At 37.9% G+C, this 14,732-nt stretch carries 14 protein-coding genes; 10 read left to right on the top strand and 4 right to left on the bottom strand.

Translation table 11 applies throughout. The annotated features are described in order from the left end of the window. Positions 1 to 154 precede the first annotated feature (154 nt). Positions 155 to 3,025: a glycerol-3-phosphate acyltransferase gene (locus FFR48_RS17740; protein WP_137668286.1), complete on the top strand. Its 2,871-nt coding sequence runs from the start codon at positions 155 to 157 to the stop codon at positions 3,023 to 3,025. 112 nt (positions 3,026 to 3,137) lie between these two features. Here the strand turns inward: FFR48_RS17740 and cynS are convergent, their stop codons facing one another. Then, entirely contained in the window at positions 3,138 to 3,578 is a 441-nt protein-coding gene (gene cynS, locus FFR48_RS17735) for a cyanase (RefSeq protein WP_015214273.1), read from the bottom strand. Between the two features lie 450 nt (positions 3,579 to 4,028). Between cynS and cbiE the strand changes: the two genes are divergently transcribed. From cbiE to FFR48_RS17720, 3 genes are all read left to right on the top strand, one after another. Continuing rightward, the gene (gene cbiE, locus FFR48_RS17730; RefSeq protein ID WP_137668285.1) at positions 4,029 to 5,240 is read left to right on the top strand and encodes a precorrin-6y C5,15-methyltransferase (decarboxylating) subunit CbiE; all 1,212 of its coding nucleotides are present in this window, start codon (positions 4,029 to 4,031) and stop codon (positions 5,238 to 5,240) included. Positions 5,241 to 5,330: 90 nt separating this feature from the next. Continuing rightward, positions 5,331 to 6,011, top strand: a complete 681-nt coding sequence (locus FFR48_RS17725; protein ID WP_137668284.1) for an ATP-dependent Zn protease — start codon at positions 5,331 to 5,333, stop codon at positions 6,009 to 6,011. 43 nt (positions 6,012 to 6,054) lie between these two features. Beyond that, on the top strand, positions 6,055 to 6,849 hold the full coding sequence (locus FFR48_RS17720) for a Uma2 family endonuclease (protein WP_137668283.1): 795 nt from the start codon (positions 6,055 to 6,057) through the stop codon (positions 6,847 to 6,849). 87 nt (positions 6,850 to 6,936) lie between these two features. Here the strand turns inward: FFR48_RS17720 and FFR48_RS17715 are convergent, their stop codons facing one another. Next, complete coding sequence (locus FFR48_RS17715) at positions 6,937 to 7,134, bottom strand: hypothetical protein (RefSeq protein WP_137668282.1); 198 nt, start codon at positions 7,132 to 7,134, stop codon at positions 6,937 to 6,939. 3 nt (positions 7,135 to 7,137) lie between these two features. Then, positions 7,138 to 7,365: a type II toxin-antitoxin system HicB family antitoxin gene (locus FFR48_RS17710; RefSeq protein ID WP_137668281.1), complete on the bottom strand. Its 228-nt coding sequence runs from the start codon at positions 7,363 to 7,365 to the stop codon at positions 7,138 to 7,140. 478 nt (positions 7,366 to 7,843) lie between these two features. Between FFR48_RS17710 and FFR48_RS30165 the strand changes: the two genes are divergently transcribed. The 6 genes from FFR48_RS30165 (at position 7,844) to FFR48_RS17685 (ending at position 14,073) form a co-directional block, all read left to right on the top strand. After that, positions 7,844 to 7,966: a hypothetical protein gene (locus tag FFR48_RS30165; RefSeq protein WP_268932447.1), complete on the top strand. Its 123-nt coding sequence runs from the start codon at positions 7,844 to 7,846 to the stop codon at positions 7,964 to 7,966. Between the two features lie 55 nt (positions 7,967 to 8,021). Beyond that, entirely contained in the window at positions 8,022 to 8,891 is an 870-nt protein-coding gene (locus FFR48_RS17705) for a tetratricopeptide repeat protein (protein WP_137668280.1), read from the top strand. Positions 8,892 to 9,092: 201 nt separating this feature from the next. Continuing rightward, a complete protein-coding gene (gene alaS, locus FFR48_RS17700; protein WP_137668279.1) occupies positions 9,093 to 11,735 on the top strand; it encodes an alanine--tRNA ligase in 2,643 nt (880 codons plus the stop codon). Between the two features lie 41 nt (positions 11,736 to 11,776). Then, positions 11,777 to 12,925: a hypothetical protein gene (locus tag FFR48_RS17695; protein WP_236104100.1), complete on the top strand. Its 1,149-nt coding sequence runs from the start codon at positions 11,777 to 11,779 to the stop codon at positions 12,923 to 12,925. A 10-nt stretch (positions 12,926 to 12,935) separates the two neighbouring features. Further along, positions 12,936 to 13,304 (top strand): rubredoxin, encoded by a 369-nt coding sequence (locus FFR48_RS17690; protein ID WP_137668278.1) that lies wholly within the window; start codon positions 12,936 to 12,938, stop codon positions 13,302 to 13,304. 7 nt (positions 13,305 to 13,311) lie between these two features. After that, positions 13,312 to 14,073: a hypothetical protein gene (locus tag FFR48_RS17685; protein WP_137668277.1), complete on the top strand. Its 762-nt coding sequence runs from the start codon at positions 13,312 to 13,314 to the stop codon at positions 14,071 to 14,073. 22 nt (positions 14,074 to 14,095) lie between these two features. Here the strand turns inward: FFR48_RS17685 and FFR48_RS17680 are convergent, their stop codons facing one another. Further along, a complete protein-coding gene (locus FFR48_RS17680; protein WP_137668276.1) occupies positions 14,096 to 14,293 on the bottom strand; it encodes a DUF2281 domain-containing protein in 198 nt (65 codons plus the stop codon). Positions 14,294 to 14,732: the final 439 nt, after the last annotated feature.

Genomic DNA, 14,732 nt, shown 5'->3' with positions numbered 1-14,732 from the left:
ATTTTTTCCGGGCTATACTAACAGTAACTATCTCTAGCCCTGATGATTACGTCAAGTCTGGCTGAAATGAGAACATCCTCAAAGCCATACACAGACTGCCTTTTTAATTTTCGGACAGGTCTAATATAAATCTAAAATACAAAAACAACAATAAATGTTTCAGCTTTGGGGTTTATTAGTTATTTTAATTACTTGCCCACTCTTAGGGGCAATGCCGCTAATTGCTTGGATTACTTACGCTCTCAAGCGTCAGCGATTAGCACAAATGGGTACAGGAAATATTAGCGTCTCTGCTGCTTTCTATCACGGTGGTAAACTGGTGGGGATTCTGGCAGTGCTGTCGGAAGCTTTTAAAGGAATTGCAGCAGTATCAATCGCCCGTATTTTCTTTCCTCAAGGCTCATTTTGGGAATTAATAGCTTTGATAGCCTTAGTGATAGGGAGATATGCTTTAGGGAAAGGAGCAGGAACAACAAACGTAGTTTGGGGATTTTTGATGCACGATCCCCTAATTGCCGGATTTGTGAGTTTAGTAGCTGCCATTGGCTTTGTCATTCTGCGCTCTAAACAAGCGATTAAATATGGGGTTTTAATTTTATTTCCCGTATTTGTAGCAGTCTTACATTTTAATGATTTCCCAAAAATTCTCGCTGCCTTTGCATTAGCGGGGTTAGTCGGTTGGATTTATCAACAAATGCCCGATGACATGGATCTGCCAGTGGCAGAAGCAGACACAGAATCACAACCGATGATGCAATATTTAAGCGGTGGTGAGCAAACGATTATCACTTTAGATGATGACTTAGAACCAGAGGTATTTGGAGCTAAGGCAGCTACATTATCACAAATCAAACGCTGGGGTTATCCCGTGCCAAAAGGCTGGATTTTAGCGCCCTTTGATGATCCTGGTTTGTTGATTGATTTTCTGCAACCATCATCCCTGTCACCCTTAGTAGTCCGTTCTTCTGCGATTGGGGAAGACTCACAACAAGCTTCTGCGGCGGGACAATACGAAACAGTATTGAATGTTACTAATAAACAAGAGTTAGAACTAGCGATCGCCCAAGTTCAAGCCTCCTATAATCATCCTACTGCTGTAGAGTATCGGCGCAATCTTGGTGCGAAAGATGCGGCCATGGCCGTATTGATTCAACCCCAAGTCCAAAGTGTATATTCTGGTGTGGCCTTTAGTCGTGATCCCATTGCCCAACAAGGTGATGCAGTCATCATTGAAGCAGTATCAGGAAGTCCCGCACAAGTTGTTTCCGGGAAAATCACACCAGAACAATATCGGGTGTTTGTCGTCGGTGAAGATAAATTATCTACAGTAAAATTTGAGGGAGAAGGAAAAATTCCCCAACCATTAATCAAACAAGTAGCATATTTAGCCAGAAGATTAGAAAAACGTTATCATGGCGTTCCCCAAGATGTAGAGTGGAGTTATGATGGACAAACTCTCTGGGTATTGCAAGCACGACCAATTACCACCCTACTACCAATCTGGACAAGGAAAATCGCCGCTGAAGTCATTCCCGGTGTGATTCATCCCTTAACCTGGTCAATTAATTTACCCTTAACTTGTGGGATGTGGGGAGAACTGTTCACCATAGTCTTAGGTGACAAAACCCGCGAGTTAGATTTCACCAAAATGGCAACGCTGCATTATTCTAGAGCTTACTTTAATGCTTCCTTTTTAGGTGAAGTGTTTCTGGAGATGGGTTTACCACCAGAAAGTTTGGATTTTTTAACCAGAGGCGCAAAAATGAGTAAACCGCCTCTAGCTTCCACCTTGGAGAATTTACCAGGATTGACAAAGCTGTTACAGCGAGAAATCAGCTTAGAACAGGAATTTAAGCGGGATTATCGTCAAAGATTTATTCCGGGGTTGACAAAATTAGCAAATGAACTGATTGAGGAATTATCAGCACCGCATTTGTTAACCAGAGTGGACTTAATTCTTGATTTGCTCAACCAGGGTACTTACTACAGTATTTTATCTCCCTTGAGTGCTGCCATCCGGCAAGCGGTTTCTGGGGTGAAGGAAGAGCAAATTGATCACAGTATTACTCCTGAAGTAGCATCATTGCGATCGCTGCGAATTTTAGCCGCAGATGTTCAGGCAATTTTACCGGAGATTGACCCAGAAAGAGTTTTTGAACAACTGGCACAAATTCCAGAAGGGCAGCGAATTTTAGATGAATTTGCCGAAATATTGGAAGATTACGGTTATTTGAGTGAGGTAGCAACAGATATTTCTGTTCCCAGATGGAAAGAACAACCTCACCTAGTCAGACAAATGTTTGTTCAGTTCATCCAAGGACATGAAGCAGCAAATACGGATGAATCTAAACAGCGTCACCAAGGTTTTGTGCAAAGACGGGTGGATCTCAAAGGTAGAGTCACAGAAGTTTATTCTCGCTTATTGGCGGAATTACGCTGGACATTTTTAGCTTTAGAAAAGATGTGGCTCAAAGAAAGTTTATTAAAGCAAACAGGGGATATCTTCTTTTTGAAATTAGGAGAAGTGCGACGTTTAGCAGCAAACGCTGATCCAGAACTGAGAGATCAAGTTGCTGAGTTATTGCAAAAGCGGCGATCGCAATTTCTCGAAGATAGCCAAATTACTCAAATTCCCCCTTTAGTTTACGGTAACAATCCCCCCCATCCTATCGCTGCACCCATTGATACCTCTGACCATATTTTACTAGGTATTCCCGCCAGTCAAGGACAGGCCGCCGGACAAGTTAAGGTAGTGCGAAATTTACAAGAAGCAGGAGAAATTAATAAACAGACAATTCTAGTTGTACCTTATACCGATTCTGGTTGGGCGACTATTTTAGTCAGGGCGGGAGGAGTCATCGCCGAAGCTGGTGGTAAACTTTCTCATGGGGCGATCGTCGCTCGTGAATACGGTATTCCCGCAGTTATGGATGTGCGCGGTGCTACCTATCTCCTTCAGGATGGTCAACAAGTACGCATTGATGGTTCTAAGGGTATTGTGGAACTGGAGGAATTTTTAACGTGATAGGTGACAGGTGACAGAAGAAGCAGGGGGGCTGGGGAGCCAGCGCCGTGGGCGGGTCTCCCGACTTGAGGCGACTGGCGTTCTTTTAAGGCGGGGAGCGTCAAGTAAATCTCTACCACTTTTTGTACGGTAGGAATTTACCAGACATGGTAATTTTAACGCGATCGCCTTTGGGGTCTACCTCTTTTTCCACATCTAAGGTAAAGTCAATTGCACTCATAATCCCATCACCAAACTTTTCTTGAATTACTTCCTTGATCGGGAAGCCATAGACCTGCATAATTTCATAGAAGCGGTAAATCAGTGGGTCTGTTGGGACAACAGGCCCTAACCCCTTGACTGGATATTTGGTCAATTCTTGGATATAGATGGGGGCTAAATCCAATGCTTCTACTAATAACTTAGCTTCTTCAGGTGATGCACTAGCTTGACGGTAGAATATAGCCGCAATGTATACTTCATCCAGTCCCAGAATTTTTTCTAAATCAGCAAAGCTTAAACCTTTCTCTTTCTTTGCCTCTAATAAAGTTTGCGTAATTTCAGGAATAGACATCTGGTAAATTTAAAAGTAAATAATTTTGCACGAAGAAATCTTACCATGATAACGTAAACTAGGCAAAGTTTTAGATGTTAAATAAGAGGACTTCTGGAATCACTACAATTACCTCTGGATAAGTGTTTCAAGCAATATGGCGGAATTTTTCTTGAATCGTTGCCATACCCCTGATTCATACTCGCTGGTATGACATGATGCCAGTGGTGCTGTCGATTAAGGCTCTTCAGGTGAAGGCATACTCGAAGCATAAAAAAAGTCTCTGGAGTATTGATTAAATGAAATTCAAAATATGTGATTATAAAGAATAAGTTTCTAGTAATATTTTTTTTGAGCAAAATTTTGGTTAGGTGGTCAAACGAATTTTTGTTTTTTGGGTTAGCAATCTTGGCACTTCAGGGGAAACGCATCTAAATTATCTTGACAGAATACTATTAATAATGACGAATTATGCAAAAGTGGTTATCAATTATCGGCATCGGTGAAGATGGAATTCAGGGATTAAGTGCGATCGCTCTTTCTATTCTTAACCAAGCTCAAATTATCATCGGTGGGGAACGTCATTTAGCAATGTTACCACCTGAAGATAATAGGGAAAAAATTACTTGGAAATCTCCTTTTAATAATTCTATTCAAGAAATTATCAACCTACGTGATACAGGCAAATCAATTTGTATTTTAGCTAGTGGCGATCCAATGTGTTATGGTGTGGGTGCTACTATTATTAAACATATTCCTATTGATGAACTTACTATTATTCCCTCACCTTCCGCTTTTAGTTTAGCTTGTTCTCGGTTAGGTTGGAACTTTACAGAAACAGAAACTTTAAGTTTATGCGGTCGTCCTGTTTCTCTCTTGCAATCTTATATTTATCCTGGTGCTAAATTCTTAATTTTAAGTGCAGGTAAAAACACACCGAAAACTGTTGCTGAAATCTTAAAAAACCGGGGTTATGGGAATAGTAAAATCACAGTTTTAGAAAGAATGGGTAGTGTTAATGAACGGATTTTAACAGGATTTGTCAATAATTGGAATCATCAAGATATCGCATCTTTAAATACAATTGCCGTGGAATGTATTGCAGATTTAGGAATAACTGGTTTATCAAGATTTCCCGGTTTACCTGATAGTGCTTTTCACCATGATGGACAATTAACAAAACGAGAAGTAAGGGCGGTGACATTATCAACATTAGCACCTTTACCCGGTGAATTACTTTGGGATATTGGGGCGGGTTGTGGTTCTATTTCTATAGAATGGATGCGAAGTAATATTAGATGTGGGGCGATCGCTATTGAACAAAATCAGAATAGACTAAATTATATTGCTGATAATGCTGCTGCTTTAGGTACACCCAATTTACAAATTATTGCTGGAAAATCACCAGAAGTTATCCAAAATTTACCCACACCTGATGCTATATTTATCGGTGGGGGAGTCACCGCACCAGGATTATTTGATGTATGTTGGGATGCTTTAAAAATAGGGGGAAGAATGGTAGCTAATGTTGTGACTTTGGAAGGGGAACAAACCTTATTTGAATGGTATGAAAAAGTAGGGGGAAATTTTACCAGGATATCTATTCAACGTGCAGAACCTATTGGTAAATTTTTAGGTTGGAAAGGGATGGCTCAAGTCACGCAGTGGGTAGGATATAAATAAAATGTGATATATGTGATATATGTGATATAATTTTATTATTATACTCTTTGTAATATCACTTTAACACAATTTCTTTAACAAAAACCTACCATGAATCAAACCGCTATCAATCTTATTGCTATCTCTGTTTTCCTGATGACGCTTTCTACTTTATTAGGTCCATTAATCAATCTTTCCCCAACTATCCCCGCTTTAACTATAATTGGATTTTTAGGTATTGCGACTTTAGATAATTTCAGTTTTCAAGGAAAAGGAGGAACGATAGTTTTAGATTGGTTGGCGCGATTTTCTCCTACTTATAAAGAACGCATTCTACATCATGAAGCAGGACATTTTTTAGTTGCCCATTTATTAGGAATTAGCGTTACTGGTTATACTCTTAGTGCGTGGGAAGCTTGGAAAATTGGACAACCGGGACAAGGGGGAATAATATTAGAAGATAATGAAATTGCTCAACAGTTGGAACGGGGCAAAATTGGCGTTTCAATGGTAGAAAGATATTGTAATATTTGGATGGCGGGAATTGCTGCGGAAATGTTAGTTTTTAAGTCTGCTGAAGGTGGTGGAGATGATAAAGCTAAGTTAAATCAATTTTTAACAGCTTTGGGTTTTGAGGAGAGAATTTTTGAACAGAAACAAAGATTTCATTTATTGCAAGCTAAAAATTTGATTCAGGAAAATTGGGAGATTTATCAAAGTTTAGTGGAAGCAATGAGAAAAGGGGTTGCTGTTGAAGAATGCAAAAAGGTAATTGGTGAAATTGCGACATAATAGAAATATAGAAATAGAAACTATCTATTGAGGACAGGGAAAAATGTATCAAACAGATCCGCCACTTTCCCCCAAAGAAACATTACCCACAATGTATGATCTACCCAGCGAAGATCCAGAGGAGAAAGGTTTGCCAGATCAATTTCATTTATTACAACGACAATTATTATCAGAAACTTTTACTCCTGGTAATTATAAGATGGAGGAAATATTTACAGCTAGTGACATGAATCTGTATTATGATTCTCGTCATCCATTGTGGTATAAACGTCCTGATTGGTTTGCGGCTTTAGGTGTACCATATTTATATGGTGAACAGCAAGATTTAAGATTAAGTTATGTAGTTTGGCAAGAAGGAGTTAATCCTCATATTGTGGTAGAATTACTATCACCAGGAACAGAAAAAGAAGATTTAGGTCAAACACTGCGAGATGTGGAAAAACCACCTGGTAAATGGGAAATTTACGAGCAGATTTTAAGAGTACCTTATTACGCAATTTTTGATCGTTATCAATCTGAATTTAGGATGTTTCAATTAAATGGCGTTCACGAAGTGTCTCTGAAAGAGAATCGCTATACCGAAGCAACCTTAACTGATAATCGTTTTTGGATACCCAGCATAGAATTAGGTTTGGGAGTTTGGGAAGGTAGTTATAAAAATGTCAATATGCCTTGGTTGCGGTGGTATGATAAAGATGGTAATTGGGTATTAACTCCCACAGAATTTGAAAGACAACGCGCAGATCAAGAAAGACAAAGAGCAGAACAGGAGAGACAAAAAACAGAAAGATTAATTGCCCAATTACGTGCTTTAGGTGTTGAACCTGATATAGATTAAAAATTCAGATCCCCGACTTCTACCAAGAAATCATAATTTATTGAGATGATTAAATTAAGAAGTCGGGGATCTTGGATATCACGATTTTTATTGTCCGCGTCCTGGTTTACAGTCTGCAAAACCTAAAGCTTCTGTATCCAAAAAACTGGCTATAGCTATTTCAATAACAGCTTCAACTGGATATTCAATTTCTGTTGCATGGTTAATTAAAGCTGTTCTAATTCTTTCTGGTAAATGTTCTAAAATGATAGCTGCATCAATAGAAGAAAGTTTTTCTAATTGCATAAATTAAGCCACATTAATTAATTGTTCTAAAGATTTAGCAATAGGTAAAGGTTTTCCATCTTCTTGATATTCAGAGACCAACATTTCTATTACTTCCTGAGCATTTTTCACAGCTTCTTCATAAGTGTTACCATGAGTATGATATTTTTGAGTAGGAAATTCAGGTAAATGAACTAAATAACATTGATCTTCATTACTCCAGTGAATAATGATAGTATAGGGTAAATTCATTGTTCTGACTCCTCTTTTTGAATTGATTTTAATTTCGCTAATTTTTCTTTAACTTCTTTTTCTATATACAGTTTAGCATCATCTCCATCTTTTCCAGAAATAAGCTGTTACACAGCTAAATTTTATAATGATAATATTATGAACTCTTGTGGAACAGGCATCTTGCCTGTTCCACTTATACAAATTAAATGCACCACAGCTTAGTTTTTGAGAGCTATGGGTCACTAGTTGCTTTTTTAACTATCGCAAGTAATACACAACTCCCATAACTCAGTGTAGATACCTGGGTTTTACAAGGAGGGCGTTTTCAAAGTCGGGGATAAATTGCAAAATCATTTCCCCAAAACTCTTTCCTAGACAGCGATCGCAGTTTTTTTCCTATTTTTTGATTAATTAATGTGAAAAACAAGCCCAAATATTGACAGACAAAAGGTTCTGGCGATAGCTTCGCTTGCCGTAAGCATCGCAATTTTGGAGAATGAAAACGCCCTGGTTAACAAGGGGAGAGTTAGGGTGGGGTAAAATATTTGATACACCACAAGAAACTTTTCCAACAACTTCTTATACTAATGTTCATAAGGAAAAAATTAGCGAGTGGTAAAAATAACTGATTAGCAAGACAATCTACAAATAATCATTAACATCCATTTGTGAACATGAAACTCTATCCGGCCATTACAACTTGCTTATTACTACTTTCAAGTCCCACTTCAAGTCTCACGTCAAGTCTCATTTCAATTACCACACTCAACTTAATTATCTCCCCTCCAACCCTAGCTAAGGAAGGGGCGATAAAGAATTTCAATAAGGATTTCAATGAAGCTATTAGGATTAATCCTAACTATGCTGATGCATACTACAACCGGAGACTTGTCCGCAGTAAGTTGGGAGACAAGGAAGGGGCGATAAAGGATTACAATGAAGCTATTAGGATTAATCCTAACTATGCTGGTGCCTACAACAACCGGGGACTTGTCCGCAGAGAGTTGGGAGACAAGGAAGGGGCGATAAAGGATTACAATGAAGCTATTAGGATTAATCCTAACTATGCTAGTGCCTACAACAACCGGGGACTTGTCCGCAGAGAGTTGGGAGACAAGGAAGGAGCGATAAAGGATTACAATGAAGCTATTAGGATTGATCCTAACGATGCTGATGCCTACAACAACCGGGGAGTTGTCCGCTATGAATTGGGAGACAAGGAAGGTGCGATAAAGGATTACAATGAAGCTATTAGGATTAATCCTAACGATGCTGATGCCTACAACAACCGGGGAGTTGTCCGCTATGAATTGGGAGACAAGGAAGGGGCGATAAAGGATTACAATGAAGCTATTAGGATTAATCCTAACCATGCTCTAGCCTACAACAACCGGGGAGTTGTCCGCTATGAGTTGGGAGACAAGGAAGGGGCGATAAAGGACTTAGAAAAAGCTGCACAATTATTTAAACAACAGGGTAGAGAGGCAGATTATCAAATGGCTTTGATGGCTTTGAGTATCATTAAAGAATTACAAAGACAGTGACAAAAAGAATATCTGATTTTCAGATTTATTCAGCATAACCTGAAACCTACTTTAGAGAAGTTCTATAGAACTTCTCTACATTTATTTTCACCACAGGTGTATTAAAGTCCTTCCATTGGGGAATGTGGGTAATATTATAGTAAATGACGGTTTGGCAAAACTGACGAATTTAATTAATTAAAATTGATTTCTTAAACACTCATGTCTTCAACTCCCCAGTATCTTAGCGGTAACGATATTCGCGCTTTATTCCTTGACTTCTACACCCAACGAGGACACCAACCCCTCCCCAGTGCATCCCTCGTACCGGAAGATCCCACCGTACTGCTAACTATAGCGGGGATGCTACCATTTAAACCCATATTTTTAGGACAGCGCACACCGGAATTTAAACGCGCTACCACTTCTCAAAAGTGTATCCGTACCAATGATATCGAAAATGTGGGACGGACAAAACGCCACCATACATTTTTTGAGATGTTGGGTAATTTTAGCTTTGGTGATTATTTTAAAGAACAAGCGATCGCCTGGGGTTGGGAAATTTCCACACAAGTTTTTGGTTTACCTCCTGAACGTTTAGTAGTTAGTGTATTTGAAGAAGACGACGAAGCATTTAACATCTGGAAGGATAAAATTGGAGTTCCAGAAAAACGCATTAAACGCATGGGAGAAGATGATAACTTCTGGGTTTCTGGTCCCACCGGTCCCTGCGGTCCTTGTTCAGAAATTTATTATGATTTTCACCCAGAAAAGGGAGATGATCACATTGATTTAGAAGATGATACCCGATTTATCGAGTTTTATAACTTGGTATTCATGCAATATAATCGGGATGCAGAAGGAAACCTCACCCCATTACAAAATAAGAACATTGACACCGGAATGGGTTTAGAGAGAATGGCGCAAATTCTCCAAAAAGTTCCTAATAATTATGAAACAGATTTGATTTTCCCGATTATTGAAACTGCGGCGAATATTGCTAAAATTGACTATCATCAAAGTGATGAAAAAACCAAAGTTTCTTTAAAAGTAATTGGTGATCATGTTCGTTCCGTAGTTCACATGATTGCTGATCAAATTCGTGCTTCTAATGTTGGTAGAGGTTACATTTTACGTCGTCTCATTCGTCGCGTGGTTAGACATGGTAGATTAATCGGAATTTCTGGGGAATTTATTAACAAAGTTGCAGAAACAGCAATTTCTCTTTCTGAATCAATTTACCCCAATTTGCGCCAAAGGGAAGCAGCTATTAAAGCAGAATTAGCCAGAGAAGAAGCTAATTTCTTGAAAACCTTAGAAAGAGGTGAGAAGCTGTTAGCAGAAATCATCCAAGAGGTAAAACAAAAAGGTTTAACTGACCTTAGCGGAGAAAGTGCATTTACCTTATATGATACCTACGGATTCCCCTTAGAACTAACTCAAGAAATTGCTGAAGAACAGAATTTAACAGTTGATGTTGATGGTTTCAAAGCAGAAATGCAGAAACAGATAGAACGTGCAAAAGCAGCACATGAAACCATTGATTTAACTGTACAAGGTTCTTTGGATAAACTAGCAGAACATATCCACTCTACCGAATTTTTAGGATATAATCAATCAGCAGCAACCGCAAAAATAGAAGTTTTGTTAGTTGCTGGTATTTCCCAAGAAGAAGCAGAAGCAGGTACAGAAGTACAAATTGTCCTGGATAAAACCCCATTTTATGCGGAATCAGGGGGACAAATTGGAGATAAAGGATATATTTCCGGTGATGGAATTTTAATCAGAATTGAAGATGTGAAAAAAGAATCTGATTTCTTTGTTCACTTTGGTAAAATAGAACGAGGTACAATTAGAATCGGTGATCAAATTACCGCCCAAATTGATACTTCTTGTCGTCGTCGATCTCAAGCTAACCATACAGCAACCCACTTATTACAAGCAGGATTAAAGAAAGTTGTTGATGAAGGAATTTCCCAAGCAGGATCTTTAGTTTCTTTTGATAGCTTGCGGTTTGATTTTAACTGTCCTCGCGCTTTAACTGCGGATGAAGTTCAACAAGTTGAAGAATTAGTAAATACTTGGATTTCTGAAGCCCATGCTGCTAAAATTGAAGTATTACCTTTAGCAGAAGCAAAAGCTAGAGGTGCAGTGGCAATGTTTGGTGAAAAATACGGTGAGGAAGTACGAGTAATTGATTTCCCCGGTGTTTCCATGGAATTATGTGGGGGAACTCACGTTAATAATACTGCGGAAATTGGCGTTTTCAAAATTATTTCTGAAGCGGGAGTTTCTTCAGGAGTGAGAAGAATAGAAGCGGTTTCTGGTGCATCGGTTTTAGATTATTTGAACGTGCGAGATCAAGTAACTAAAGATTTGTGTTTTCGCTTTAAAATTAAACCGGAAGAAATACCCGACAGAATCACAACTTTACAAACCGAACTTCGCAACAGTGAAAAAACAATTCAAACCCTAAAATCACAACTTGCAATAGTGAAATCTGACAGTTTATTGCAAACTGCGGAAACCGTAGGAGAACATCAAATAATTGTTTCTCAACTGGAAGATGTAGATGCAGAATCATTAAAAGCTGCTGCGGAAAGATTACTGCAAAAAATTAGTAATGGTGCTGTGGTTTTAGGTTCTATTCCTGAAGAGGGAAAAGTAAGTATCGTTGCTGCTTTTAGTTCGGAAGTGAATAAAAAAGGAATCCAAGCAGGAAAATTTGTAGGAAATGTAGCGAAAATTTGTGGAGGTGGTGGTGGTGGAAAACCCAATCTCGCGCAAGCTGGGGGAAGGGATGCAAGTAAGTTACCGCAAGCTTTAGAAACTGCGAAAAGTGATTTATTAGCAGGGTTGAAATAGGATTTTATGGGGTAGGTATATTGCCTACCCAAATTTTTGTTATGCTGTTTTATTACATTCTTTCTAGTGCATCAACGCAACATCTTGACCAATATTTTATGACTATTGACGCTTTTGTTGATAATGGGTATGCTCCAGGTAGAGAATTTTGTGAGCAATTTCTGTTAAGTCCTGAATTTACTCTTCAAAGCCTCCAACCTATTTTATTAGGTTCTAGTCGGCTCAAAAAAGCTGAATTAGCAGCCGAGATAGCCAATGCACTTGAACAAGGTAAGGTTACTCCAGAAACAATATTACTGGAATATGTGAAACAGCGAAAAACATGGTTGAGCTTGAAATTGGGTACTCATGTTCTTACACCAAATCTAAAACCTGCTGCATTATTTTTAAAAGAGTTTGGGGATGATGGTTGGTACGGACCAATTCAGGAAGCAAATCAACCCCATAAAAAATGGTATATCCGAACTCATAAAATTGATGATTCAAGTAATCGAGCAGATAAACGTGATATTCGTTGGTCTGTTATTGCAGAAGTAGCAAAAGATTATGTAGCTTTATTTTGGAATGGATTTAGTTTGAGTTCAACAATTAGTGAACGTATAGAAGCTATTCAATTTCCATTTTGGCATTATATTCCTGAATTTATTGATGAATTAGCTAATCATTGTCAAGCAGACTGGAAACTTCCTAATCTTCATAAACTTGTTCTCCATGATATGTGGGATAAATATCTTAATAAATCAATAGATGGCATTGCTTATAAATGGAAACACTTACGCATTAGGGCAGAAGCATCAGGATTGGCCATAAATGCTCGCAGTGCTGGAGTTTCAGAGATTGATGTGAGAGGATTACAAGCTTTGTCAGAAAGACTAGCTAATTCGGTTTTACAAAAACTGGGTTTGGTAGGTGATCCTGAAAAAATGAGTAATGCTGAAGATGCAATTTTGTTAACCTTGATTAAAGAGTGGGGTACTAAATCCTATGAATTTGAGTTGGATAGAGAACTAACACCAAGCGAACTAGAGGCAGAAACATTAAAAAAAGTTACAAGAAAACCTCTCATTAAAACACACTGCTATTTTGGACTTAAACCAAATTCCAAAACCCAAGACTCTTTTCTACATCTAAAATGCTATGGTAGTAGTACCTCTGTTCTTGAATTTCTGCTAAAAGAGCTTGGATTTTAAGGCTAAAGCCATGACTAGCTTCATCCACAAGAGTCCTGTGGACATCTTATCTGAAAATCAGAAGGCTGAACTAAGTAAGCATTTTATGACGGCATCAACCAGTGATGTAATGCCGCATCAACTTGCTGTGCAGTTAGGTATAGAATACTCTGAAGCTCTTGCCATCTTAGCAGACCTTGAAGCTAGAGGGATTTGTGACATGAAACTTCTCATATATCATAATTGTGATCCAGATATCCCAGTAGATGCAATTCCTTACGGTACTGGATTTCCTGATTTACCGTGGACTTGTCCTCATTGTGAAAACACTGTAGAAAGTTATGATGAGCTATCTTTTGATCTGATGGCAAAATCCAAACAAACACCTGAAATTGTTTAATTGAATTATGCCAAGTCAAGATGAGCTTGTGGAATTAATAATTAATGCTATGGATTCTCTAGAATCAGGAAATCCAGCATTAAATAAATTAGCTTCTTATTTATATAAAGCAGATGATAAACTACCTGAATTTTTAGACAAACTTAAAATATATACAGAATTAGAAAACCCCACACGCTCGCAAACACAGGAAGCAGGTAAACTTCTCGAACAAATTGTACTTTTATTATTTAAAGGTCTAAAAGGTGTACAAAGTATTAAAAGTTTTCAATCTGCTGGACCTCAATATGATTTATTAGTCAGTGGTGATGATATTGCTTGGAAAGGAGTATGCAAGACTTTATATCTTGAATGGGAACAGAGAGACATAGTAGTTGAAGCAAAAGCTACAAGAGAACCTTTACCTCATAAACAATTTGCTCGACTATGTAGCATAATGGAACATCATTTAAGAGGTGCTGGGTTGGGAATTTTTGTTACATTAAATGGAGCTTCAGGCTTTCCAAAAAGAGGTGATTCACGTCAGAGGAAAGCTAGTGATTGTAGACTTACACAAGTAGTTTTTCATGCTAAAACCAATAAGATAATAGTTGTTTTAGAAAAAGAGGATTTACTTGAATTAACTAAAAATGGTTCTTTGATTGAAGTATTAACTAGAAAAATAAGAGATTTATCTGAATTAAGTGGTCTTTCGACTGCTCCAGTTGATAATTATCAGGACATAGATTTACCGCCACATTTACAAAGTATTTATGAATCTAATAGTTAAAAATATTTTAAAACATCACCTTTTATAAATTCTGCCATGCTGCATCTTCCTCTGGTTTTAACCAATCTTGTGCCAGCGAAAATTCACTCATAATCGTAATTTTTAACATCTCTTTTTGTTGTTGTTTAGTTTTTAAAAACTGCACAAAATCTAAAACCTCTTGTAACACAGGTTCAGGTAGTCTTTCTAACTCCTGCGTAATTTGTTCTCTAATTGTCATTGGATTTTTACCTTTTCCTAACTATCAATAAATATCATATCAAATTCAGCAGTAAGTATAAAGTAATTAGACTTATATATTCACTGCAACTTTACCAAAAATTGTAGAAGGTTCTGGTATAAGTTTTCCATCTTCTTTCAATACTTCCAAATACAATTCTATAGCTTCTTTAATCATAATCATAATTATAACTTTATTAGAAAATTTACCAATCTAATCAACCATGCAAAAACTTACAAGAATTACCCGTAACCCTGAAGTAATGGGTGGTAAGCTGTTACACAGCTAAATTGTATAATCCTAATATTCTGAACTTGAGGGGGCGACAAAGGAGCTAAAGAGGTTGCTGGATAAGCATTACAGCCCTCAAACCCTGCTGATAAAATGGCATCTTATTGCGAACAGATGCCATCATTTCCAAGACCAATTCTTGGCACTC

The organism is Sphaerospermopsis reniformis (assembly GCF_005402885.1).
In the GTDB taxonomy this organism is placed as follows: Bacteria; Cyanobacteriota; Cyanobacteriia; order Cyanobacteriales; family Nostocaceae; genus Sphaerospermopsis; species Sphaerospermopsis kisseleviana.
This window is presented reverse-complemented; position numbering and strand designations above follow the sequence as displayed.

What these genes read in the sequence shown, in the direction of transcription:
- FFR48_RS17740 (WP_137668286.1), top strand. Translation starts at nt 155, where the DNA reads ATGTTTCAGCTTTGGGGTTTATTAGTTATTTTAATTACTTGCCCACTC.
- cynS (WP_015214273.1), bottom strand. Translation starts at nt 3,578, where the DNA reads ATGTCTATTCCTGAAATTACGCAAACTTTATTAGAGGCAAAGAAAGAG.
- cbiE (WP_137668285.1), top strand. Translation starts at nt 4,029, where the DNA reads ATGCAAAAGTGGTTATCAATTATCGGCATCGGTGAAGATGGAATTCAG.
- FFR48_RS17725 (WP_137668284.1), top strand. Translation starts at nt 5,331, where the DNA reads ATGAATCAAACCGCTATCAATCTTATTGCTATCTCTGTTTTCCTGATG.
- FFR48_RS17720 (WP_137668283.1), top strand. Translation starts at nt 6,055, where the DNA reads ATGTATCAAACAGATCCGCCACTTTCCCCCAAAGAAACATTACCCACA.
- FFR48_RS17715 (WP_137668282.1), bottom strand. Translation starts at nt 7,134, where the DNA reads ATGCAATTAGAAAAACTTTCTTCTATTGATGCAGCTATCATTTTAGAA.
- FFR48_RS17710 (WP_137668281.1), bottom strand. Translation starts at nt 7,365, where the DNA reads ATGAATTTACCCTATACTATCATTATTCACTGGAGTAATGAAGATCAA.
- FFR48_RS30165 (WP_268932447.1), top strand. Translation starts at nt 7,844, where the DNA reads ATGAAAACGCCCTGGTTAACAAGGGGAGAGTTAGGGTGGGGTAAAATA.
- FFR48_RS17705 (WP_137668280.1), top strand. Translation starts at nt 8,022, where the DNA reads ATGAAACTCTATCCGGCCATTACAACTTGCTTATTACTACTTTCAAGT.
- alaS (WP_137668279.1), top strand. Translation starts at nt 9,093, where the DNA reads ATGTCTTCAACTCCCCAGTATCTTAGCGGTAACGATATTCGCGCTTTA.
- FFR48_RS17695 (WP_236104100.1), top strand. Translation starts at nt 11,777, where the DNA reads ATGCTGTTTTATTACATTCTTTCTAGTGCATCAACGCAACATCTTGAC.
- FFR48_RS17690 (WP_137668278.1), top strand. Translation starts at nt 12,936, where the DNA reads ATGACTAGCTTCATCCACAAGAGTCCTGTGGACATCTTATCTGAAAAT.
- FFR48_RS17685 (WP_137668277.1), top strand. Translation starts at nt 13,312, where the DNA reads ATGCCAAGTCAAGATGAGCTTGTGGAATTAATAATTAATGCTATGGAT.
- FFR48_RS17680 (WP_137668276.1), bottom strand. Translation starts at nt 14,293, where the DNA reads ATGACAATTAGAGAACAAATTACGCAGGAGTTAGAAAGACTACCTGAA.